23 protein-coding genes and 1 pseudogene are annotated in these 20,622 nt (G+C 71.1%); 19 read left to right on the top strand and 5 right to left on the bottom strand.

Annotated elements, in window-relative coordinates; translation table 11 throughout:
- Window positions 1–11 precede the first annotated feature (11 nt).
- Both Bequi_RS04265 and Bequi_RS04260 read left to right on the top strand, forming a co-directional pair.
- Window positions 12–368 carry a DoxX family protein gene (locus Bequi_RS04265; protein ID WP_249736702.1) on the top strand — a complete coding sequence of 119 codons (357 nt, stop codon included), beginning with the start codon at window positions 12–14 and terminating at the stop codon, window positions 366–368.
- Window positions 369–421: 53 nt separating this feature from the next.
- Entirely contained in the window at window positions 422–1,123 is a 702-nt protein-coding gene (locus Bequi_RS04260) for an SIMPL domain-containing protein (protein WP_249736701.1), read from the top strand.
- Window positions 1,124–1,219: 96 nt separating this feature from the next.
- Here Bequi_RS04260 and Bequi_RS04255 read toward each other — a convergent pair whose 3' ends face one another.
- A complete protein-coding gene (locus Bequi_RS04255) occupies window positions 1,220–2,740 on the bottom strand; it encodes an amidohydrolase (protein ID WP_249736700.1) in 1,521 nt (506 codons plus the stop codon).
- A gap of 115 nt (window positions 2,741–2,855) precedes the next feature.
- On the opposite strand from Bequi_RS04255, the gene Bequi_RS04250 reads away from it, so the two are divergent.
- Both Bequi_RS04250 and Bequi_RS04245 read left to right on the top strand, forming a co-directional pair.
- Window positions 2,856–3,353, top strand: coding sequence for an SRPBCC family protein (locus tag Bequi_RS04250; RefSeq protein WP_249736699.1), 498 nt, complete (start codon window positions 2,856–2,858; stop codon window positions 3,351–3,353).
- Window positions 3,350–4,711 (top strand): acyltransferase family protein, encoded by a 1,362-nt coding sequence (locus Bequi_RS04245; RefSeq protein ID WP_249736698.1) that lies wholly within the window; start codon window positions 3,350–3,352, stop codon window positions 4,709–4,711. The genes Bequi_RS04250 and Bequi_RS04245 overlap by 4 nt, the downstream gene beginning before the upstream one ends.
- Here Bequi_RS04245 and Bequi_RS04240 read toward each other — a convergent pair.
- Complete coding sequence (locus Bequi_RS04240; RefSeq protein ID WP_249736697.1) at window positions 4,686–5,468, bottom strand: hypothetical protein; 783 nt, start codon at window positions 5,466–5,468, stop codon at window positions 4,686–4,688. The genes Bequi_RS04245 and Bequi_RS04240 overlap by 26 nt on opposite strands.
- A gap of 179 nt (window positions 5,469–5,647) precedes the next feature.
- Here Bequi_RS04240 and Bequi_RS04235 point away from each other — a divergent pair, with 179 nt between their 5' ends.
- From Bequi_RS04235 to Bequi_RS04225, 3 genes are all read left to right on the top strand, one after another.
- On the top strand, window positions 5,648–6,277 hold the full coding sequence (locus Bequi_RS04235; RefSeq protein WP_249736696.1) for a DUF2268 domain-containing putative Zn-dependent protease: 630 nt from the start codon (window positions 5,648–5,650) through the stop codon (window positions 6,275–6,277).
- A 127-nt stretch (window positions 6,278–6,404) separates the two neighbouring features.
- Window positions 6,405–6,929, top strand: coding sequence for a GNAT family N-acetyltransferase (locus Bequi_RS04230; protein WP_249736695.1), 525 nt, complete (start codon window positions 6,405–6,407; stop codon window positions 6,927–6,929).
- 12 nt (window positions 6,930–6,941) lie between these two features.
- Window positions 6,942–7,505, top strand: a complete 564-nt coding sequence (locus tag Bequi_RS04225; protein ID WP_249736694.1) for a hypothetical protein — start codon at window positions 6,942–6,944, stop codon at window positions 7,503–7,505.
- Window positions 7,506–7,534: 29 nt separating this feature from the next.
- Here Bequi_RS04225 and Bequi_RS04220 read toward each other — a convergent pair whose 3' ends face one another.
- Window positions 7,535–7,954 (bottom strand): hypothetical protein, encoded by a 420-nt coding sequence (locus Bequi_RS04220; protein ID WP_249736693.1) that lies wholly within the window; start codon window positions 7,952–7,954, stop codon window positions 7,535–7,537.
- A 25-nt stretch (window positions 7,955–7,979) separates the two neighbouring features.
- On the bottom strand, window positions 7,980–8,183 hold the full coding sequence (locus Bequi_RS04215; RefSeq protein WP_249736692.1) for a CopG family transcriptional regulator: 204 nt from the start codon (window positions 8,181–8,183) through the stop codon (window positions 7,980–7,982).
- Window positions 8,184–8,315: 132 nt separating this feature from the next.
- On the opposite strand from Bequi_RS04215, the gene Bequi_RS04210 reads away from it, so the two are divergent.
- The 6 genes from Bequi_RS04210 to Bequi_RS04185 all read left to right on the top strand — a co-directional run bounded on the left by Bequi_RS04210 (window position 8,316) and on the right by Bequi_RS04185 (window position 13,509).
- The gene (locus tag Bequi_RS04210; RefSeq protein ID WP_249736691.1) at window positions 8,316–10,214 is read left to right on the top strand and encodes an ABC transporter ATP-binding protein; all 1,899 of its coding nucleotides are present in this window, start codon (window positions 8,316–8,318) and stop codon (window positions 10,212–10,214) included.
- Between the two features lie 29 nt (window positions 10,215–10,243).
- Window positions 10,244–10,681 carry a hypothetical protein gene (locus tag Bequi_RS04205; protein ID WP_249736690.1) on the top strand — a complete coding sequence of 146 codons (438 nt, stop codon included), beginning with the start codon at window positions 10,244–10,246 and terminating at the stop codon, window positions 10,679–10,681.
- The gene (locus Bequi_RS04200) at window positions 10,681–10,857 is read left to right on the top strand and encodes a hypothetical protein (RefSeq protein ID WP_249736689.1); all 177 of its coding nucleotides are present in this window, start codon (window positions 10,681–10,683) and stop codon (window positions 10,855–10,857) included. The genes Bequi_RS04205 and Bequi_RS04200 overlap by 1 nt, the downstream gene beginning before the upstream one ends.
- 145 nt (window positions 10,858–11,002) lie before the next feature.
- Window positions 11,003–11,443 (top strand): hypothetical protein, encoded by a 441-nt coding sequence (locus Bequi_RS04195; protein WP_249736688.1) that lies wholly within the window; start codon window positions 11,003–11,005, stop codon window positions 11,441–11,443.
- 127 nt (window positions 11,444–11,570) lie between these two features.
- Window positions 11,571–12,014: an SMI1/KNR4 family protein gene (locus Bequi_RS04190; protein ID WP_249736687.1), complete on the top strand. Its 444-nt coding sequence runs from the start codon at window positions 11,571–11,573 to the stop codon at window positions 12,012–12,014.
- A 169-nt stretch (window positions 12,015–12,183) separates the two neighbouring features.
- The gene (locus Bequi_RS04185; RefSeq protein WP_249736686.1) at window positions 12,184–13,509 is read left to right on the top strand and encodes an ISL3-like element ISPfr2 family transposase; all 1,326 of its coding nucleotides are present in this window, start codon (window positions 12,184–12,186) and stop codon (window positions 13,507–13,509) included.
- A 66-nt stretch (window positions 13,510–13,575) separates the two neighbouring features.
- Here the strand turns inward: Bequi_RS04185 and Bequi_RS04180 are convergent, their stop codons facing one another.
- Complete coding sequence (locus tag Bequi_RS04180; protein WP_249736685.1) at window positions 13,576–14,193, bottom strand: TetR/AcrR family transcriptional regulator; 618 nt, start codon at window positions 14,191–14,193, stop codon at window positions 13,576–13,578.
- Here Bequi_RS04180 and Bequi_RS04175 point away from each other — a divergent pair.
- The 6 genes and pseudogenes from Bequi_RS04175 to Bequi_RS04150 all read left to right on the top strand — a co-directional run bounded on the left by Bequi_RS04175 (window position 14,131) and on the right by Bequi_RS04150 (window position 20,620).
- Window positions 14,131–15,006: an SDR family NAD(P)-dependent oxidoreductase gene (locus tag Bequi_RS04175; RefSeq protein ID WP_347271964.1), complete on the top strand. Its 876-nt coding sequence runs from the start codon at window positions 14,131–14,133 to the stop codon at window positions 15,004–15,006. The two genes, Bequi_RS04180 and Bequi_RS04175, sit on opposite strands and share 63 nt — an antisense overlap.
- A gap of 67 nt (window positions 15,007–15,073) precedes the next feature.
- On the top strand, window positions 15,074–15,640 hold the full coding sequence (locus Bequi_RS04170) for a cysteine hydrolase family protein (RefSeq protein WP_249736683.1): 567 nt from the start codon (window positions 15,074–15,076) through the stop codon (window positions 15,638–15,640).
- 144 nt (window positions 15,641–15,784) lie between these two features.
- Entirely contained in the window at window positions 15,785–17,011 is a 1,227-nt protein-coding gene (locus Bequi_RS04165) for an SPFH domain-containing protein (protein ID WP_249736682.1), read from the top strand.
- Window positions 17,012–17,304: 293 nt separating this feature from the next.
- Window positions 17,305–18,600, top strand: coding sequence for a TFIIB-type zinc ribbon-containing protein (locus Bequi_RS04160; RefSeq protein ID WP_249736681.1), 1,296 nt, complete (start codon window positions 17,305–17,307; stop codon window positions 18,598–18,600).
- Window positions 18,601–18,630: 30 nt separating this feature from the next.
- The gene (locus Bequi_RS04155) at window positions 18,631–18,933 is read left to right on the top strand and encodes a hypothetical protein (RefSeq protein WP_249736680.1); all 303 of its coding nucleotides are present in this window, start codon (window positions 18,631–18,633) and stop codon (window positions 18,931–18,933) included.
- Window positions 18,930–20,620: pseudogene (locus Bequi_RS04150) on the top strand (FAD-binding dehydrogenase). Before Bequi_RS04155 ends, Bequi_RS04150 begins: the two are co-directional and overlap by 4 nt.
- The last annotated feature ends 2 nt before the right edge of the window (window positions 20,621–20,622 follow it).

Raw genomic sequence — 20,622 nt, 5'->3', positions numbered from 1 at the left:
AGCGTGGCGGGATGTCTCGCACCGCAATTGCCCTCAGCGCTCTGCTCGCAGGCGCCGGAGCGCTTCACTTCGCTCGGCCCGCGCCCTTCGACTCGATCGTCCCGCGCGCGCTGCCGGGCGATGCGCGCGTCTACACGCTCGCCTCGGGCGCGGCGGAGCTGGGCATCGCCGGTCTGCTGGCTGTTCCTGCGACCCGCCGCCTCGGGGGAGCGGCGGCAGCGGCGCTCTTCGTCGCGGTGTTCCCGGCGAACCTGCAGATGGCGGCCGATTGGTCGGACCGCAGCGCCCTGCACCGGTCGATCGCGTACGGCCGCCTGCCTCTGCAGGCCGTGCTGATCGCCCAGGCGCTCCACGTCGCACGCGGCTGAGGGAGCTCCGCCGCCTGGCGGGCTGGCCCATCTGGCGGGGCTACCCTGCCGCCATGCGCATCACTGTCACCGGAGACGCCTCGCGGCACCTACCGCCCGAGCTCGCGGATCTCACCCTCCTCGTCAGCACCGAGAGCGGCTCGGCCGCCGAGTCGCTGGAGCGCACGAGCACCCTCCTGCACGAGCTGCAGGCAGATATCGAGCAGCTCGCCGCTCCCGGGGCCGACGGCTCCCGATCCCCGCTCGCCGCGCACGCGATCCTCCCTATCGCCACCCGCTCCTGGCGGCCCTGGACCCCGGAAGGGGAGGCGGAGCAGCCCCGCTGCGCCGCCAGCGCGACGCTGCGCCTGACGTTCCGCGAGCACCGTGCCCTCACCGATCTCATCGCCCGCTGGGGCGGCCGCGAGGGTATCGAGGCCCAGAGCGTCACCTGGTCCCTCGCCCCGTCCCACCAGCGGGAGGCCGAGGCGGAGGTGCTGGCCGGGGCGGTGCAGGATGCGACCGCTCGGGCCCGCGTGATCGCCGAGGCGGCGGGCTTCGCGCACCTCACGATGACGGAAGCGGCCGACGCCGGACTGCTCGGCGATGCGGGGGCCCCGGCCGGGTCGTGGGGCGCCGGCTCGTGGGGCGCTGAGGCGGGCGCAGCCGGCCGCGCGAAGATGTTCAGCGCGGCTGACTCCGGCCAGGGCGTCGACGTCACCCCGGAGGACATCGAGGTCGCGGTGCGGATCCACGCGAGGTTCGAGGCGAGCTGAGGGCCGCCCCGCGGGCTCGCGAGCTGAGGGCCGCCCGGCGGGCTCGCGAGCTGAGGGCCGCCCGGCGGGCTCGCGAGCTGAGGGCCGACGGGCCTCCTACCGCGAGAACGCGACCTGCCCGGCGAGGATCGTCGCGAGCGGTCGCACCTCCCGCAGCCGGGCGGCGGACTCGCGGGCGGCGTGCTCGTCCATCAGTCCGTCCGGCGTCGTCGGCACCGCTGCGAACGGGTCATCGGAGAGCAGGACGACGTCCGAGGTCGCGCCCGCCTCGAGCAGCGGCGCCCCGTCGACGGAGGCCATGAGCGCCTCGAGCGGCTGGAGCTGCTGAGCGGGCAGCCAGGCCTGGCGGGCGTCGGCGCTGCGGTGCACGGCGGCCGCCATCGCGAGCCACGGGTCGATGGGCGCGACGGGCGCGTCGGACCCCATCAGCAGCGGCACCCCGGCGCGCAGCAGGTCGCGGAAGCGGAACGACTCCTCGAACGTGCCCGGCCACAGCTCGACGGAGGCGTCGCGGTCATCCAGCAGGTGCGCGGGCTGCACGGAGGCGGCGATGCCGAGACGGGCCATCCCGGCGATGTCCTCATCGGTGAGCAGCTGCGCGTGCTCGATGCGCCGGCCCGCGCGCGGCGGGAGGGCGGCGAAGGCGTCGAGCACGATGCGGGCCGCGGCGTCGCCGATCGCGTGGACCGCCGCTTCGAGCCCCCGCTCCTCGGCGCGCGCGATGGCGGTGCGCAGGGCGTCAGGGTCGATGCTGAGAATGCCGTGGCCTGCGCTGATGCTGCTCGCGGCGGCGCCGGCGTAGGCGTGGCGGCAGAACGCGGAGCGCGATCCGAGGGAGCCGTCGGCGATGATCTTCAGCGGGCCCATCGTCACGAGCCCCGAGGTGCCGATGGGGGTGCCCGTCGGCCCGGGGGCGGTCTCCAGGTGCGAGAGGTAGGTCGCGGTGCGAACCCGCAGCCGGGGGAGGCGGCGCTCCCAGAGGCGCCAGTTCTCGGACCACTCCATGTCCGTCAGGCCCACGATGCCGCGCGAGAGCGCGTCCTCCTGCAGGCGCACCACCCCGGATTCGAGGCGGGCGGCGACGCCCGGCAGGTCCTCGAGGTGGAAGGCGGCATCGAACCACTCGTCCTCCGCGACGATCCCTGTGCGCGCGGGCAGGCCGAGGGCGGCGAGGGCGGCCGAGCTCATCCAGGCGTGATGGGCGTCCCCGCCGATCAGCACCACCGGCACCGCAGCGCCGCCCGGCGCGCGGGAGGCCGCATCGAGGGCTGCGACCGTCGGCGCTCCCTCGAGGTCGACGAGCCGGTGCCCGAAGCCGACGAGCGTCTCGCCTTCGGCGGCGGCGGGCCGGGCGGCGAGCTCCGCGCGCACTGCTGCGAGCAGGGCATCGACGCTGGTCATCGCGCTGGTGTCGAGGCGGGAGGCGCCCTGGGCGGCCTGGCCGACGTGCACGTGCTGGTCCCAGAGTCCCGGGATCGCGACGGCGCCGCCGGCGTCGAGGATCTCCTCGCCCGCGTGCGCGGCGAGGTGCGGGGCGACCTCGGCGATGCGGCCTGCTCTCAGGCGCGCATCGTGCAGCGCGGGGGAGCCGGGGCGGCGGAACTGTCGCAGGAGCACCAGGCGAGGGTACCGGCTGGCCGGGGCAGCGGCTGCGCCCGTGCCCCTGCCCGTGCATGCCGCAGTTTCTCCACACCCGCCCTGCGGGCCGCCCCCGCCGGGGCACAATGCCTCTATGAGCACTTCCGACGCACCGCAGCTTGCCTCCGAGGGCGCTGCCCCGCGCATCGTCACCGCATCCCGGGAGATCGCGGCCCCGGCCGCAGAGATCTTCGAGCTGATCGCCGATCCGGCCCGGCAGGTCGAGTGGGACGGCAACGACAACCTCGGCGCCGCCGATCACGGCCAGCGCGTGCGCGCGGCCGGGGACGTCTTCACGATGACGCTCACCAAGGGCTCCGTGCGGGAGAACCGGGTGGTCGACTTCGAGGAGGGCCGGCGCATCGCCTGGCGGCCCGCCCCGCAGGGCGCCTCCGAGCCCGGCCACCAGTGGGGCTGGAAGCTCGAGCCCCTCGGCGCGCAGTCCACTCGCGTCACCCACATCTACGACTGGTCCGACCTGCACGACCCGGCGCGCGAGGAGAAGGCGCGTGCGACCACCGCGCAGAACCTCCAGGCCTCTCTCGATCGCCTCGCCGCTCTCGCCGAGGGCCCCGGCACACCCGCGCAGTGAGCACTCGCGCGCAGACGGCCGACCCCGCCGCCCGGCTGACCCGGGCCCAGCAGGTCGACGCCGCGACCCCCGCGAGCCGCAATCGCGTGGTCGACTTCCTTCGCGCCGCCGCCATCGCGGTGGTCGTGCTCGGGCACTGGACCATCATGGCCGTCAGCCCCACGCACGGCATCGACCCGCACGGCGTGCTGGACTCCGCCCGCTGGACCCATCCGCTGACCTGGATCTTCCAGGTCATGCCGATCTTCTTCCTGGTGGGCGGCTACTCCAACGGGCTCTCCTGGCGCTCGGCGCGAAAGCGCGGCACGACGTACGCCGAGTGGCTGCGCACGCGCCTGCGCCGCCTCGGAGTGCCGCTGATCCCGCTGCTGGTGGCCTGGATCGTGATCTGCGCGATCGCACTGCTCGCGGGCGCCCCCGCGGAGACGGTGCGCCTCGCCTCGCAGATGGCGCTGATCCCCACCTGGTTCCTCGCCTCCTACCTGCTCGTCATCGTGCTCGCCCCGCCGTGCCTGGTGCTCTGGGAGCGCTTCGGCTGGCTCTCGGTGGCCGGGGGCCTGGCGCTCGCGGGCATCGTGGACGCCATCAGCATCACCGCCTCCTCCCCGCTGCTGGGGTACCCGAACTACGTGATCGTCTGGGCGGCCTTCCACCAGGTCGGCTACGCCTGGCTCGACGGGCGCCTCGCCGGTACCGGGCGGCGGCTCGCGCTCGCCGGGATCGGCGCGGCGGGACTCGCGGTGCTCGTCGGCCTCGGGCCCTACCCGGTCTCGATGATCACCGCCTCGGCCGACGCGATCAGCAACTCGAGCCCCACCCGCGTGACCATGGCCTTCCTCGGCCTGCTGCAGGCCGGGATCGTGCTGCTCGCAGAGGGCGCGCTGACCAGGCTGCTCGCCCGGCCGCGCCTGTGGCTCGTCACCGTGATGGTCAACCAGCGGATCATGACGTGGTTCCTGTGGCACCTCACCGCTCTGGTGGGCCTCGCGCACCTGCTGCTCGCCCTCGATGCGCGCGCCCTGCTGCCAGAGCCGCTGACGGGGATCTGGTGGGCGAGCCGGCCCCTGTGGTGCGCGGCGCTGCTGGCGATCACCGGGGTGATCGTGCTGGTGATGGGCCGGTTCGAGACGCCCCGACCTGATCCCCGCCCGGCCCCGCCGCTGTGGCGGGCGCTGCTCGCCGCCGCGCTCGTGTGCGGAGGGCTCGCCGTGATGGCGGGCTCAGGGATGGTCGGCGCCGGCGGGCTCGGCTTCCTGTGGCCGATGCTGCCGCTGATCGGTCTGCTCGGCCTCGGGATGGTGCCGCTGAGGCGGTCCGCCGAGCAGGAGCCGGTCAGCGCTCCTGGAGGACCTCGCTGAGCGGAGCCGCCCCGACGGTCGCGGTCCGCGGGTCGTAGAAGCGCTGGGAGAGGAACTCCTCGTGCACGTCGAGCGAGCGGGTCACCCCCCGCACGAGCTGCGCGTCGAGCTGATCGAGCTGGCCCTCCAGCACGCCGAGCTGGCGCTCGATGCTGAGGAGGTTCGCGTGCCCGGCGCGGCGGGTCGCCTCATCGCTCGAGGCGAGGGCCGGGGCGTTCGCCTCGATTGCCCCGAGCAGCTCCGGGATGTACCGGGAGGTCATCCCTTCGAGGGTCATCACCGCGTCGTCGGCCGCATGGCGCGAGGCGAGACCGGGGGAGCCCAGCAGGGTGCTCACGCGCTGCAGCATCCCGTCGGCGCGATCGAGGGCGGGGCGCAGAGGCTTCTGGCGCAGGCGCCGGCGGAGCATGGCCGCATGCTTCTGCCCGCGCGCGGAGGACTTCGCAATGGCCACGAGCATCGTGCGCGTGGTCTCCGTGAGCTCGGGGAGGTCCGACGGGCGCACGTGCCGCGGGGCGCGATCGCGCAGGAGCACGGCGAGGCCGCCGCCCACCGCGAGGCCGACGGCCAGACCGCCGAGCAGCGGGGACAGGATGCCCGCTCCGCCGATCAGGCTCGCCACGCCCAGCACCATGAACGCGGAGATGCCGGCGCCGCCGCCGAGCACGATCGGCACGCCGCGGGTCAGCCAGCGAGCGCGACGGCGCGCCCGGCGCGGGGCGATGCTCGAACCGGGCCTGATGCTCGAACCGGGCATGGCAGCCGCCTCTCCTCGGGGTGACAGGTGCGCACTGCGGCAGCAGTGCATCCTTCAGTGAACCGCACGCAGGTGGGATCCCGCTGGGGCTTTCGTGAACCTGGCCCGGGCGGCGCCGGGAGCAGGCACGATGGTCCGATGGTGCTTTTCCCGCACGTCTGCTGCCGGTCGGTGCGCGCATGATCCGCGTTTATCTCCTCGACGCCGCCGGGCATCTCGCGCCCGGTCTCGCGGGCGAGGTGCGCGCGCTCGCCGAGACCGCTGCCGTCGCGGTCGACGCCCAGGTCGGCATCGACGGCGCGGATCTCGTGCTGTGCGACTACCGAGGGCTCGCGATCCCCGAGCTCGGGGTGGGCGGGTACGCCCCGAGCGCCGCGCTCGCCTTCATCGCGCTCGAGCCCTGGGGCGAGCACTTCGCGCAGCATTGGCGCCAGGCGCTTCCTGCGAGCATCGCCCACGAACTGCACCATGTGCGGCGCTGGCAGGGGCCCGGCTATGGCCCGCGGCTCGCGGACTCCCTGGTCAGCGAGGGCATGGCGACCCTCTTCGAAGCCGAGCGCACAGGCGAGGAACCCCTCTACGCCCGGGCCGTGCCCGGCGAGGATCTCGATCGGCACTGGCAGGATGCCCTCCCGCTGCTCGAGCGCGAGGATCAGCACGCACGGTTCTTCTTCGGAGGCGCTGACCTGCCGCGCTGGCTCGGCTATGCGCTCGGCACGGAGCTCGCCCGGAGGTACTGCCGCGAGCACGGCGTGAGCGCGGCAGAGGCGGTCGATGCCCCGGCCGGCGAGGTCGCGAAGGCGTGGTGAAGGGACGGCTGTGCTGAGGTACCGGTCCTGTGTGGGGCCGGGCCCACTGGGAGGCGGGCTCCGCTGGGAGGCGGGGACCGCGAAGAATGCCCGTGACCTCCGCGTCTGCTCGCCTTAGGATCGCCGAGTGACTGCGAACCTGACCCTGCGCCCGCTCCGCCTCGAGGACGAAGCGGAGGTGCGGCGCCTGCAGGAGCAGCTCCTGGCCGACGACTTCGACTTCCTGCTCGATGACGGCCAGCCCTTCGCCGCCTATCTGGAGGGCCAGCGCCGCGAGGCGTGCGGGGAGGATCTCGCGCCGGGGCGGGTCCCCGCGGAGTTCCTCGTGGCCGAGGTCGACGGGGAGATCGTCGGGCGCGTCTCGATCCGCCACGAGCTCAACGACTTCCTGCGCACCATCGGCGGGCACGTCGGCTACGCCGTCGGCCCCGAGCACCGCCGCCGCGGGTACGCGACGGAGATCCTGCGGCAGTCCGTCGCCCGCCTCGCCGAGCTGGGCGTCGAGCGCGTCCTCGTGACCTGCGATGACACGAACGCGGCGTCGGCCGCGACGATCGAGCGCTGCGGCGGGGTGCTGGAGGACCTCTACGAGCCGGGCGGCGGCAAGGTCGGCAAGCGCCGGTACTGGATCGATGCGCGGCGCGGGCGCTGAGCGAGCCTGGTCATGACCACGTCCGATCCGATCCGGGCCAGAGCTGCGCCGAAGCGGGCCGTAGGCGATGACGGACTTCCCTCCCAGCCCGGATCCTTCGATGACACGCGAGCGCGCCTGCGCCACCTCTCGGGCAGCGTCTGCGTGCTCAAGGAGCAGGGCCTGGCGGCGGAGGATGCGCGGGCCTGCGTGAAGGGCGGGGCTGACGTCTTCGTGAATCCCGCCGGTTGGAACGTTCCCTGGGGCCCGACCTGCTGGCCCCATGAGATGTCGTTCTGGATCGAGAACGAGACCGCGCTGCCGCTCGCGAAGAGCACTCTGGTCCCGATCGAAGAGGCCGATCCGATCGAATGCTTCCTCTATGAGAGCGAGGACGGCGAGTTCGTCCTCGTGATCACGGGCGGCTTCACCTGGGGGCCGACGCTGCGGTCCTTCGCCGACGACGGGACGACGATGCCCGCCGACGTGATCCTCCTGCATCCCAAGCCGCTGTCGACGACCACGGTCTCCGGAGAGCTCGACTCCAGCCGGGACCGGGAGATCGCCTTCCGCATCGGGCCGCCGTTGCGGGGCTGAGCTGGCCCGAGCCGGTCCTGGCCCGCAGTTCAGCGGCCGTCGGAGCCGAGGACGACGGAGAAGCCAAAGACGCCGATGACCAGCAGCACCGCTGTGCGAAGCCCCCGGACCATGAGCGCGCACGCGCGACGAGCCCTCGTCCCGGAAGCCTCGATGGGCGGGACCCCCATTGCTGCCAGGAACGCGCTCAGCAGCAGCGCTCCGACGCCGCTCGAGGCCAGATCGTCCCACCCGATCGCAGCGACCTGAGCGCGCCAGTAGCCGGTGACCGCCCTCCAGCCGCCCTCGGCGACGAGGCTTCCGTACTGGAACAGGAGCACGACGCCGAGGAGGATCAGCCACGGACAGTGGCGCGCACCGGGATCCTCGGGGCGTCGACGGAGGCGCGCTTCGCTGCGGCGGGCCGCCAGGCTCACCTTGCCCCCACGTGCCGAGCGCTTCGCAGCCATTGCCCCGCCAGGCCGAGACCTGCGATCACCGACCGAGCCGATCCAGCACGTCGGCATAGCGCGCGCGGACGCGAGCAGAGGCCTCGCTCACGGCCCGGCTGTGGGTGCGCGGCTCGGCGACCTGGCGGCTCGCGCGGACGGCAGTCTCCTCAGTGGTGGCGCCGCCGGCTTCTGCGAGAGACGCTGGGGCACGCCAGTCCTCGTCAGTGAGTCGCACGGTCTTCGCCATGCAGGGATGGTACCGAGCGACTGGCCGGCCGTCTCGCCTCTGCGCCGCCTCGGACGACGAGGGGCGAGAGGGGCACCACCGCGACCCCGATCCGGGACCCGACTCGCCTCTGCGGCCCCATACCCTGGAGGGGTGTCGTCCCTCCTGCGCATCGTGCGCTTCACCCGCCAGCTGACCCCCCTCTATCTCGCGATCATCGCGTGCTCTGTGCTGACCGCCGTGGCGAGCCTCGCGGTGCCGTTCATCATCGGCGCCGCGACGGACACCGTCACCGGGGCCGTCGGCGGGCGGATCGAGGTGGGAGACGCGACCCGCACGGTGCTGTGGCTGGCGGCGGCGCTGCTGCTCGCGGAGCTCGCGAACACGATCCTGTCGAATGTGGGCGGGTACTACGGCGACGTCATGAGCAACCGCCTGCGCACGATCCTCTCGGTGCGCTACTTCGACAAGCTGCTCGCCCTGCCGCAGCGCTGGTTCGACGACGAGCTGACCGGCACGATCGTCTCGCGCCTGAACCGCTCGATCAACGAGGTCTCCCAGTTCGCGAAGACCTTCTCGAACTCCTTCGCCACGATGCTCATCACCACCTTCGCGGTGCTCGGCATCAGCGCCTGGTTCTACTGGCCCCTCGCGGTGCTGCTGCTCATCATCTTCCCGATCTACATCTGGCTGACCGCGCTCACCTCCAAGAAGTGGCAGGTGCTCGAAGGGGAGAAGAACGAGCAGGTGGACCTCGCCGGCGGACGCTTCGCCGAGGTCATCGGCCAGATCCGCGTGGTGAAGTCCTTCGTGCGCGAGCGCTCGGAGCTGGACCTGTTCAGCGACCGCTTCGAATCCACCGACTCCCTCACCCGTGCGCAGTCCCGCCACTGGCACTGGATGGACGTGCTGCGCCGCGGCGCCCTGAACGTCATCTTCTTCGCGATCTTCGCGATCATCTTCGTGATGACCGTGCGCGGCCGCTTCACCCTCGGCGAGATGGTGCTGCTGATCCAGCTGATGAACATGGCCCGCAACCCCGTGCAGAACATGAGCTGGGTCATCGACGCCTCCCAGCGCGCGATCGCGGGCTCGCGCGACTACTTCCGCGTCATGGAGACCCCGGTCGACGGGCGCGCCCCGCACGTCGTCGCCGCCGCGACCGCTGGGGCCGCGGGGGAGGAGCAGGCGCCGGCCCGCCCCGCTGGCGCCCCGTCGGCCGACGGGACCCCCGCCGCGGCCGCCGCCCCGTCGGCCGACGGGGCCGCGCAGCCCGCGCCGACGGATGGTCCGATGATCGACATCGACGCCGTCCGCTTCGCCTACGAGAACGGCGAGGATGTCCTGCACGGCATCAGCTTCGACGTCGAGCGCGGGGAGAAGGTCGCCCTGGTCGGCGAGTCCGGCGGCGGGAAATCCACGATCGTGAACCTGCTGCTGGGCCTGTACTCGCCGCGCGAGGGATCGATCGAAATCGCCGGGCATGATGTGGAGACGGTGGACCTCGAGACGCTGCGGCGGAACGTCGGCGTCGTCTTCCAGGACGCGTCGCTGTTCTCCGGCACGATCCGCGAGAACATCGCCTATGGCCGTCCCGACGCGACCGAGGAGGAGATCATCGATGCCGCCCGGCGCGCGAACGCCGACCGCTTCATCGAGCGCTTCACCGACGGCTACGACACCGTCATCGGCGAGCGCGGGCTGCGGCTCTCCGGCGGCCAGCGCCAGCGCATCGCCGTGGCCCGCGCGATGCTGAAGGACGCCCCGATCCTGGTGCTGGACGAGGCGACCTCGGCGCTGGACACGAAGGCCGAGCGGCAGGTGCAGGCGGGGCTGGACGAGCTGATGGCCGACCGCACCTCGCTGATCATCGCCCACCGCCTCTCGACCATCGCGGCGGTGGATCGCATCGTCACGCTGCGCGACGGGAACGTCGACGAGATCGGCACCCCCGCCGAGCTCGCGGCCTCGGGCGGCATCTACGCGGAGCTGCTGAGCCTGCAGGACTCCGGTCAGAAGAAGGCGCTGGCGAAGTACGGGATCACGGGGTGAGGGATCGCGATGCGGGCTAGCCTGACCGCATGCACACCCTCTTCGAAGCCGAGGTCACGATCTCCCTCGGCGCCGGCAGCGACTTTCGCCATGACCGCGAGCCGCGCCTGGTGGGCACGCTCCACGCCGAGTTCGAGGGGTGGCTCGGCGATGACATCGTCGAGACCTCCGGGTTCTGGCTCGTCACCGAAGCGCTCGCCGCAGCGCTGCAGTCCTCCGCGCTGACGGGCTTCGAGCTCGCGGACGTCGTCGTGACGACCGGGCCGACGTGGGACGAGTTCGACTACCCACCTCTGCCCGTGTGGCGCCGGCTGGTGCCGACAGGATCGCTGACCGCCGGCGACGACATCGCCGCCGTGCGCCGGAGTACGACCCTGGCGCTCAGCGAGCAGGCGCTGCGTCTGCTGGAGAGCTTCCAGATCGAGAACGCCTCCCTGCGGCCGATCACCGATCCGCAGAGCCTGTGATGCGGGTGCTGGGTGAGCTCGAGGCGTTCCGCCTGGCCCTCGGTCACCGCCTCGAGGACGAGGAGTCGCAGGAGGCCCTGCGGTTCGCGGGCCCGGCCACCGAGGAGCTCCGCTCCCGCGCCGACGGGCGGACCATGCTCGCAGCGCTCGTAGTGCCGAGCAGCGATTCCGCCTGAAAAGCGCATCTTCCGCCGGGCCGCGGCGTCCGGTAGCGTCGGCCCCCAGCGAGCCTCGAGCGGCGATGGTGCCGAGAGATGAGTCCAGCGACGACCCTGTCCGGTGACATCACGGCGCACCCGGACCCTCGAGCGGAGAGAAGCGATGCCCACAGAGATCACCGGAGAGCTGCGGACGTTCATGGATGCGTTCGGCGTCCGGATCGGCGACCCGCGGCTCGAGCCGGCGCTCGCCCTGCTGGGCGAGGTCGAGGAGACCCCGCCGGTGCGGAACGCAGGTGCGCTCTACAGCGCGGTGCGCTCGCTGCCGAGCGGCGTGTCGATCATGCTGCGCGACGGCGTCGTGCTGCGCGCGTTCATCTACCTCACGCCGCAGAAGGGCTTCACGCCGTACGCGAGGCCCGAGGCGCTGGTGAACGGCCTCGATCTCGGTGCGGCGAACCGCGAGACCGTCCGCGCGTTCTTCGGCCCTCCCATCGAAGAGCTGCCGGCCTTCGACTACTTCCATGCGGGCTACGACATCGCCGTCGACTACGACGACGATGGTGCAGTCACCACGATCCTGCCGATGGTCGAATCGGCGTGAAGGAGGACCGAGCCATGAGCGAGTCGCCTGCCCCTGACAGTCCCTTCAACTGGCCCGCGCACATCGGCCTGATGGTCCTGACCAAGCAGGAGCTCCACGCCGCGGATGCCTCGGGCTTCTTCCCGCGGTGGCCGCGACTGAGGAGAAGCTCGCGGCGACCGAGGCGCGGCTGGGCTTCGCGCTCGACCCCGCGCACCGGGCGTTCCTCGCGCACGCCGACGGCTGGCGAGGATTCCTCACCGGTGCCGACCTGTTCAGCTCGGACGAGCTCGGCGACACTGCTGCGCAGGCGGCGCTGGAGCTGATGGTCAGCGTGTGGCCCGACGAGATGCTCGAAGAGGCTGGGCTGCACAGAGGCGCCCTGTTCCCGATCGCCGCCGATCTGGAGATCGACTGCCTGTTCGTCATGCAGCATCGCGACGGCTCAGCGCAGCCCCACGTGGCCTGGTTCTACGACGGTGTGGGCGAGCGGTACGCGACCTTCGAGGAGTTCTTCACCGCGATGATCGCCGACAACCTCGAGAACATCGAGGACGCCCGCCGCTACGCGATCGAGGACGGCCTCGCCTGACCCCTCCGGTCCGGTTCCATGGACATCCGGGCAAGAATGGGTTGGGTATCCGTCAATCTGGCTCTTCCCAGATGAGGGTGTAGGTCGGCCGGGCGCGTCGGTCCGCAGGTAGACGTCGAGGTCTCCCGACGATGGAGGTTCCTACGCCATCCATCCGAAAGACCTCGACGTGACCGACGCTACCCCGCCGGCCGGCTTCGGCCGCCCTGACCTGACCGCTTTCGCTCGACTCGACGGCCTCGGTCTGAGCGTGACCGGACAACGACTTGAACCGGATCGTGCGGTCCTCGCGTGCCGCGTGGTGGAACCAGATCAGTGGTGCCGACGGTGCGGCAGCGAAGGCGCTGCTCGTGACACCGCGATCCGGCGGTTGGCCCACGAGCCCCTGGGCTGGCGACCGACCGTGCTGGAAGTTGTAGTGCGCCGCTACCGCTGTGCCGACTGCGGATACGTGTGGCGCCAAGACACCAGCGCCGCGGCGGAGCCACGCGCGAAGCTCTCGCGCACCGGGTTGCGGTGGGCGCTGGAAGGGATCGTGGTCGCACACCTCACCGTCGCCCGTGTCGCCGAGGGACTCGGGGTCGCGTGGGACACCGCCAACAACGCGGTCCTGGCTGAAGGCAAGCGGCTGCTGATCAACGACCCCACGCGGTTTGAGGGCGTGAAGGTCATTGGCGTCGATGAGCACGTCTGGCGCCACACCAGGCGTGGCGACAAGTACGTCACCGTGATCATCGACCTCACCCCGGTCCGCGATGGCGCTGGCCCAGCAAGGCTGCTGGACATGGTCGAGGGCCGGTCGAAGGCGGCGTTCAAGACCTGGCTCGCCGACCGCGACGACGCCTTCCGTGACGCGGTCGAGGTGGTCGCGATGGACGGCTTCACCGGGTTCAAGACCGCCGCTGCAGAGGAGATCCCGGACGCGGTCACGGTGATGGATCCCTTCCACGTCGTGCGCCTGGCCGGTGACGCCCTCGACAGGTGCCGGCGCCGGGTCCAACTCGCGATCCACGGGCACCGTGGGTTCAGGGACGACCCGCTCTACAAGTCGCGGCGCACGCTGCACACCGGCGCGGACCTGCTCACCGACAAGCAGAGCGACAGGCTGCGCGCGCTGTTCGTTGATGACGTTCACGTCGAGGTCGAGGCGACCTGGGGTGTCTACCAGCGCATGATCGCCGCCTATCGCCACGAGGACCGGCAACGTGGCCGCGAGCTCATGGAGAAGCTGATCACCGACCTCAGCGCCGGGGTCCCCAAGGTGCTCACCGAGCTCACCACCCTGGGCCGGACCCTGAAGAAGCGAGCCGCTGACGTGCTCGCCTACTTCGAACGACCCGGCACCAGCAACGGGCCGACCGAGGCGCTCAACGGACGGCTCGAACACCTGCGCGGCTCCGCACTCGGGTTCCGCAACCTGACCAACTACATCGCCCGAAGCCTGCTCGAGACCGGCGGCTTCAGACCCCAACTCCTACACCCCCGATTGGGATGAGCCGTCAATCTGCTCTGGCTGGATTCGCTCCGTCTCGTCGCGCTCGGCGGCGGCCGCCCATCCTGTTCACTCGCGATCAATACCCGGACAAGCGTGGTCTGGGATCAGACGGATCGCGGACTCCCCGAGCCCCAGAAGGTCGATCTCAGTAGCGCCGTCGCGCGCTTGGACCGACATGCCCTGAATGACAGCCGCGATTGCTCGAGAGAGTCCAGCGATATCGGTCGACTCCGGCAGCTCCCCGCTGTCCACGGCCGCCTGGCAGCGAGAGCGAATGTCTGCAAGCGCCTTTTTCCGCTCGGCTCGCACCACCTCCGCCGAGACGCGCGAATCGGGACCGCTCGCGAGCAGTCCCGTGGAGATCAGGCACCCGAGGCCGGGTTCAGTCGTGAACTCGTGGGCGGCTCTCCGGAGATAGGCGGCGACCGCGCTGCGGAACGGGACACCGGCGGCGAGGCCGAAACCATACTGCTCCTGATAGCGGTCGACAGCACTTCGGAAGAGCTCTTCCTTCGATCCGAACGCCCGATACAGAGCGGGGGCGGTGAGGCCGGTAGCCGCTTGCAGACGTGCCACGCTCGTGCCCTCGTATCCGTGCTTCCAGAAGGTCAGCAAGGCGTCATGGAGTGCTTGGGCGAGGTCGAACGAACGCGGCCTGCCTGGCGCGCGGGTCATCTGTTCCATAGTGCGTGCTACGGTACCTCTCTACAATTACGTAACGATCACTACGGAGTTGAGATGCGGAGACGGACTGCCCTGGTCACCGGGGCTTCACGGGGCATCGGTGCCGCCATCGCTGTTGCTCTGGCGCGACAGGGCGTCGGCGTTGTGGGTATCCACTACGCCGCAGACGCAGCTGCCGCCCAGGCGGTGGCACGAGAGGTGGAGCGCCACGGTGCAGCACCTGTCGTGCTCCAGGCTGATTTCTCCGAAGGCGCTGCGGCTGCTGCCAGCCTCGCGGATGCGTGGCGCAAGGAGGTGCAGCGCCACGGACTCGGCGGTACGGATGTGCTGGTGAGCAATGCGGGGATCAACGGAGCGCAAGCTCTGGATGAGCTGACGGGGGACGTTGTGGGTCGGGTTCTCACTGTGAATCTCGCGGTCCCGCTGATGCTGCTGCATCACCTGTCCCCGCATCTCAGCGAAGGTGCACGGGTGATCGGTGTGTCGTCCGGATACGCGCGGATCGCGGCCCCGACGCACGTGGCCTACAGTGCCGCGAAGGCCGGGCTCGAGGCGGCCTTCACGGCCGTGGCGGTCGAGCTGGGGAAGCGGAGCATCACCGTTAACACTGTGCGTCCCGGCGTCATCGACACAGACATCAATGCGGAGTGGATTGACGAGCCCGGTGCCCGTGAGGCGGTTGCGGCCGAATCGGCACTGGGACGAGTCGGTCAGCCGCGCGACGTGGCGGATATCGTCGCCTTCCTGGCGGGCGAGTCCAGTCGATGGATCACAGGGCAGTCGCTCGACGCCACCGGAGGAGTGAGGCTCTAAGTTTGGAGCGGACGCACGGCTCTCCAGCAACACCCCTCTGTCCCCAACGAGGCGAAGGAACACGAAGATGCGCCGCTTCACGAGCCCTGCCCTGATCGTCGTCGATGTCCAGCGCGGCTTCGACGACGTCGCCTACTGGGGACCTCGCTACAACCCCGAGTGCGAGTCCAATATCGCGGCTCTGCTCGCGCACTGGCGCGAGCGCTCCTGGCCGATCGTGTTCGTCCGTCATGACTCCACTGACCCTGGCTCGGTGCTCGCGCCGGGCGCGCCCGGGAACCGGTTCAAGGACGTGATCACAGGCGAGCCGGATCTGCTGGTGACCAAGTCCGTGAACTCCTGCTTCCACGGCTCCCCGGACCTCGACGCGTGGCTCCGAGGGAAAGGGATCGACCAGGTTGTCATCTGCGGCATCACGACGAACCACTGCTGCGAGACGAGCGCGCGGCTAGCTGGGAATCTCGGGTATGACACGTACTTCGCGATCGACGCGACGCACACCTTCGACCTGAGCGCCCCGGGCGGCGCTGTCATCCCGGCCGCGACGGTCGCGGCGATGACAGCGGCGAATCTTCACGGAGAGTTCGCCACCGTCGCCCTCACTCGCGCGCTCATCGCGCAGACGGTGGATTGAGCAACCGGGCGCCAGTCCTGCCCATCGAATCCTCAGACACTCCATGGCAGATCCCTCTAGCATGGGCCGCGTCACACGCGACGCGCGCCGGCCCTCCTGTGCCGGGAGCACGGCACGCGGTCCCCGGACCAGAAGGAGAGCGACATGGGCTTCATCCAGGCATTCAAGGGCGCGATCGGCGGCATGCTCGCCGATCAGTGGAAGGACTTCCTCACCATCCCGGAGGGCCTCCCGCCGACGGCCGCCCTCTTCCCCGCGGTCGCCCGCGGCACGAACGCGGGCCGCGGCTCGAACGTGCGCGGCTCCGACGGCGTCATCACCAACGGCTCGAAGATCCTCGTGCCCCAGGGCTACGGCCTCATCACCGTCATCGACGGCCGCGCGACCGGCTTCATCACCGAGGCCGGCGGCTACGAGTTCCGCGGCGATGCGATCGACTCGCAGTCGATCTTCGCCGGAGACACCCCGCTCTCCTCGACCATCTCGATGAGCTGGGAGCGCTTCAAGTTCGGCGGCCGCCCCACCTCGCAGCAGCTCGCATTCTTCGTGAACCTCAAGGAGATCCCCGACAACCGCTTCGGCACCCAGTCGGAGATCTACTGGGATGACGCCTACCTGAACGCCCAGGTCGGCGCCGTGGCCCGCGGCTCCTACACGCTGCGCATCGTGGATCCCCTGCTGTTCGTGCACAACTACGTGCCGGCGAACTACATCACCGAGGAAGGCGCGATCTTCGATTTCGCCGACCAGAAGAACCCCGCCGGGAACCAGCTGTTCACCGAGGTCGTCTCCTCGCTCGCCGCCGCGTTCTCGCGCTACGTGAACGACCCTGACAAGGGCAACCGCATCACCCGCATCCAGTCGGACTCCGTCGGCTTCGCGCAGTCCCTCGGCGCGGTCGTCGAGGAGGACTACAAGTGGTCCACCGATCGCGGCCTCGCGATCGTCAAGGTCGCGATCGCCTCGATCGAGTACGACCAGAACACCCGTGCGCTGCTGGCGGATGTGCAGAAGGCCGATGCCCTCTCCGGCAACCGCTCGCAGTCCTTCATCAATCAGGCCGTCGCGCGCGGCGTGCAGGCGGCCGGCGAGAACGGCGGCGGCGGGAACCTCGCGATGATGGGAATGGGCATGGGCGGCGTCGGCGGCATGGTCCAGCCCGTCCAGGGCGGGAACCCTCCCGGCACCCAGTTCCAGGGCCAGCAGGCTCCCCAGCAGGGCGCCCCCCAGCAGGCGGCTCCCGCCGACGGCGCTCCCGCGCAGGGCGCCGACCCGGTCGCGCAGCTCGCCCAGTACAAGCAGATGCTCGAGCAGGGCCTCATCTCCGAGGACGACTACGAGGCTGCGAAGAAGAAGGCTCTCGGTCTCTGAGCATGTCCGATCCCTTCGGCGCCCGGTCGCAGCATCCCTCGCGCCCCGACGGCCTCCCCCTCTCGCAGGGCGGGTGGCCGTCGGGCGCGGGGGCGCGCCCGGGTGCCGAAGGCGGGCAGCTGCCGTGGGGGCCGCGCGCGCCCCAGCAGCCTGATGCCCCTGCGCAACAGTCTGATGCTGCTGCGCAGCAGCCCGGCCCCGGAGCTCCCGGGGGGCCGACGGGCGCGCCCGGCGCGCAGCCGGGCCCGTCGGCCCCGGCGCCACCGCAGCAGGACGAGCCCGCGCAGCCGCTCGTGCCCGAGACGCCCTCCCAGCCCGTGCCGCCTGCGCCGTCGGCCCAGCCGGACGAGACGGCCCGGTCGGCCCAGCCGGCGCAGCCCGGGTTCATCCCCGGGCCTCCGGGCGAGCGCATCATCAGCACCGACCGCGGTCTCGACCACGGACTCGACAAGTGCCCGCGCTGCGGCTCCTCCGACGTCGCGTACTCGATCCCCGATCGCGCGCTGGTGTGCGGCTACTGCCGCAACACCTGGAACGAGCCCGTCGCCGAGGAGGCGTTCAACCTCGGCACTCCGATCGAGGAGCTCCAGGGCAGCGTGCTGGCGTCCGCCTCGCGCGACATCGCCGACGACGCCACGACCATGACCATCAAGTGCCAGGGCTGCGGCGCGGAGATCGTCCTGAAGACCGACGAGTCCCTGCAGGCCCGATGCCACTGGTGCCGCCAGGTGCTCTCCGTGAACCACCAGATCCCCAACGGCGCCGTGCCCGATGCGGTCCTCCCGTTCACGCTCACCCGCGAGCAGGGCATCGCCAAGATCCAGGAGTTCGTCGCCTCTCGCCGCGGATTCGCGAACCGCGCGTTCCTGCGCGAGTTCGTGCCCGAGAACGTCAAGGGCGTCTACATGCCGTACATGGTGGTGGACGGCAACCTCCACGCGGAGCTGCGGGGAACCGGCGAGATCACCACGCGGCGCTACACCGAGCAGCGCCGCATCGGCAAGGACACGACCGTCACCGAGACGTTCTGGGACGCGAGCGTGCACGAGGTGGGGCGCAGCTTCGACATCCTCGTCAACGACCTCGCCACCGAGTCCTCCAGCCGCTACTCGCGCGGCCAGGAGGTCGTGGCGACGAACTACGTGCTCGATGCGATCCAGCCGTACGACACCGCCGCCGCGTTCGCCTACAACTCGAACTACCTCTCGGGCTTCACCTCGGAGCGGCGCGATCAGAACATCTCCGATCTCGACTCGGACGTCGAGGAGAAGTTCCTGTCGATCGGCCGCGAGAAGGTGCGCCCCACGATCCAGCAGTACACGCGCGGCGTGCGCTGGGAGGGCGAGGGCGTCGCGGTGCGCGGCACCCGCTGGGTGACGATGTACGTGCCCGTGTGGCTCTACAGCTACTACCAGCGCCGGGGCTCGGGCGAGGCGTACGTGCACTACATCGCCGTCAACGGCCGCACCGGCCGCACCATGGGATCGGTCCCCGTCTCCCATCCGCGGATCTTCTCCGTGGCCTGCGCCGGGGCGACGGTCGCTGCGGCGCTCGCCGCCGTCGTCGGCTGGGGGTCGTTGTTCCTGTGATCATCGATCCTGCCCGAGGGAGGGTGCACGATGCATGAGCTGACGCAGGGGATCCTGCTGGCCGAGGGCAGCGGCGACACGCAGACGATGATGCTGCTGCTGCCGTTCCTCGTCGGCCCGGCGGTGTTCGGGATGATCTACATGGGGATCTACCGCTACTACCGCAACCGCGACAAGAGGCACGTGTTCGAGCGCGAGACCGACATCAAGGTGGGGAATCTGCGCGCCCATGACCGCAGGGTCGGTTCGAAGAACCGGCAGCGCTCGCCCCGCATGGACGGGGCGAACGACGACAGCCCGCTGGAGCGCGTGCGCCGGATCGACGTGAGATGAGAGAGCCCACGAGCACAGCAGATCGATCCGGAGCCGCCGAGGCGATCGTCGTCGGCGCGGGACTGGCGGGACTGGTCGCCGCCTGCGAGATCGCGGATGCGGGGCGAAGGGTCCTCCTGCTCGAACGGGAGGGCTGGGCCGACGTCGGCGGGCAGGCCTTCTGGAGCTTCGGCGGGCTGTTCCTCGTCGACTCTCCGGAGCAGCGCCGCCTCGGCGTGCGGGACTCCCTTGAGCTCGCCCGCCGCGACTGGTTCGGATCGGCAGGCTTCGACCGCGCCGAGGACCACTGGCCCCGCCGGTGGGCGGAGGCCTATCTCGAGTTCGCCGCGGGGGAGAAGCGCGCGTGGCTGCATTCCATGGGCCATCGGTTCTTCCCGGTCGTCGGGTGGGCCGAGCGCGGAGACGGGCGGGCCGAGGGCTTCGGCAACTCGGTCCCGCGTTTCCACGTCACCTGGGGGACGGGCCCCGGCATCCTGGAGCCGTTCATGCGGCGCCTGCACGCCCACCTCGAGACCGGGCGGATCCGCCTGGCGCTGCGCCATGCGGTGAGCGGGCTGATCCTCGAGCAGGGCAGGGTGGTCGGCGTGCGCGGGGAGATCCTCGCCCCGCATCCGACTCCGCGCGGCGTCGCCTCCACCCGCGAGGCCATCGGCGAGTTCGAGGAGCGCGCCGCGGCGGTGCTGCTGGCCACCGGCGGAGTCGGCGGCAACCCGGATCTCGTGCGCGAGATGTGGCCCGAGCGTCTCGGCACCATGCCCCGCGACATCGTGCGCGGCGTCCCCGCGAGCGTCGACGGGGCCGGGATGGTGATGGCACGCGAGGCCGGTGCCCACTGGATCAACACCGACCGCATGTGGCACTACACCGAGGGCCTGCGCAACTGGGACCCGGTGTGGGAGGGGCACGGCATCCGCATCCTGCCCGGGCCGTCCTCGCTGTGGCTCGACGCCCGCGGCCAGCGCCTGCCCGCCCCCGCTTTCCCGGGCTCCGACACCATGGGGACCCTCGAGGTCCTGCGCGAGCGCGGCTTCGAGCACTCCTGGTTCGTGCTCACCCGGAAGATCATCGAGAAGGAGTTCGTGCTCTCCGGGAGCGAGCAGAACCCCGACCTCACCGGTCGCGACCTGAAGGGCGTGCTGGGTCGCATGGTGCCCGGCGCTCCCGCTCCGGTCCAGGCGTTCCTGGACCACGGGGAGGACTTCGTGCAGGCGCAGACTGTCGCCGAGCTGGTCGGGAAGATGAACGCCCTCATCGGCGAGGACCTCGTCGATGTCGGGCAGCTCGAGGACCTGATCCGCGCGCGCGACGCGCAGCTCGAGAACCCCTTCGGCAAGGACCAGCAGCTCCAGCAGATCCGGGCGGCCCGCGAGTACATCGGCGATCGCCTGATCCGCACGGCCGCACCGCACCGCTTCCTCGATCCCGATTCCGGCCCCTCATCGCCGTGCGTCTGCACACCCTGCTGCGCAAGACTCTCGGCGGGCTCGAGACCGATCTCGCCGGGCGGGTGCAGCGCACCCCCGGCGCCGGAGGCGGCTGGTTCGAGGGCCTGTACGCGGCAGGGGAGGCCAGCGGCTTCGGCGGCGGCGGGTACCACGGGTACAAGGCGCTCGAGGGCACCTTCCTCGGCGGCTGCCTCTTCTCGGGCCGGCAGGCCGGCCGCGGGATCGCGGCGGATCTGCGGTAGTC

The sequence above is a fragment of the Brachybacterium equifaecis genome (genome assembly GCF_023509525.1).
In the GTDB taxonomy this organism is placed as follows: Bacteria; Actinomycetota; Actinomycetes; order Actinomycetales; family Dermabacteraceae; genus Brachybacterium; species Brachybacterium equifaecis.
The sequence above is the reverse complement of the archived record's forward strand: the minus strand, read 5'-3'. Positions and strand labels throughout refer to the sequence as shown.

Bases quoted from the DNA above. Each gene is read 5' to 3' on its own strand.
- Bequi_RS04265 (WP_249736702.1), top strand. From the start codon at position 12: ATGTCTCGCACCGCAATTGCCCTCAGCGCTCTGCTCGCAGGCGCCGGA.
- Bequi_RS04260 (WP_249736701.1), top strand. From the start codon at position 422: ATGCGCATCACTGTCACCGGAGACGCCTCGCGGCACCTACCGCCCGAG.
- Bequi_RS04250 (WP_249736699.1), top strand. From the start codon at position 2,856: ATGAGCACTTCCGACGCACCGCAGCTTGCCTCCGAGGGCGCTGCCCCG.
- Bequi_RS04240 (WP_249736697.1), bottom strand. From the start codon at position 5,468: ATGCCCGGTTCGAGCATCAGGCCCGGTTCGAGCATCGCCCCGCGCCGG.
- Bequi_RS04235 (WP_249736696.1), top strand. From the start codon at position 5,648: ATGATCCGCGTTTATCTCCTCGACGCCGCCGGGCATCTCGCGCCCGGT.
- Bequi_RS04225 (WP_249736694.1), top strand. From the start codon at position 6,942: ATGACCACGTCCGATCCGATCCGGGCCAGAGCTGCGCCGAAGCGGGCC.
- Bequi_RS04220 (WP_249736693.1), bottom strand. From the start codon at position 7,954: ATGGCTGCGAAGCGCTCGGCACGTGGGGGCAAGGTGAGCCTGGCGGCC.
- Bequi_RS04215 (WP_249736692.1), bottom strand. From the start codon at position 8,183: ATGGCGAAGACCGTGCGACTCACTGACGAGGACTGGCGTGCCCCAGCG.
- Bequi_RS04205 (WP_249736690.1), top strand. From the start codon at position 10,244: ATGCACACCCTCTTCGAAGCCGAGGTCACGATCTCCCTCGGCGCCGGC.
- Bequi_RS04200 (WP_249736689.1), top strand. From the start codon at position 10,681: ATGCGGGTGCTGGGTGAGCTCGAGGCGTTCCGCCTGGCCCTCGGTCAC.
- Bequi_RS04195 (WP_249736688.1), top strand. From the start codon at position 11,003: ATGCCCACAGAGATCACCGGAGAGCTGCGGACGTTCATGGATGCGTTC.
- Bequi_RS04175 (WP_347271964.1), top strand. From the start codon at position 14,131: ATGGAGTGCTTGGGCGAGGTCGAACGAACGCGGCCTGCCTGGCGCGCG.
- Bequi_RS04180 (WP_249736685.1), bottom strand. From the start codon at position 14,193: ATGGAACAGATGACCCGCGCGCCAGGCAGGCCGCGTTCGTTCGACCTC.
- Bequi_RS04170 (WP_249736683.1), top strand. From the start codon at position 15,074: ATGCGCCGCTTCACGAGCCCTGCCCTGATCGTCGTCGATGTCCAGCGC.
- Bequi_RS04165 (WP_249736682.1), top strand. From the start codon at position 15,785: ATGGGCTTCATCCAGGCATTCAAGGGCGCGATCGGCGGCATGCTCGCC.
- Bequi_RS04155 (WP_249736680.1), top strand. From the start codon at position 18,631: ATGCATGAGCTGACGCAGGGGATCCTGCTGGCCGAGGGCAGCGGCGAC.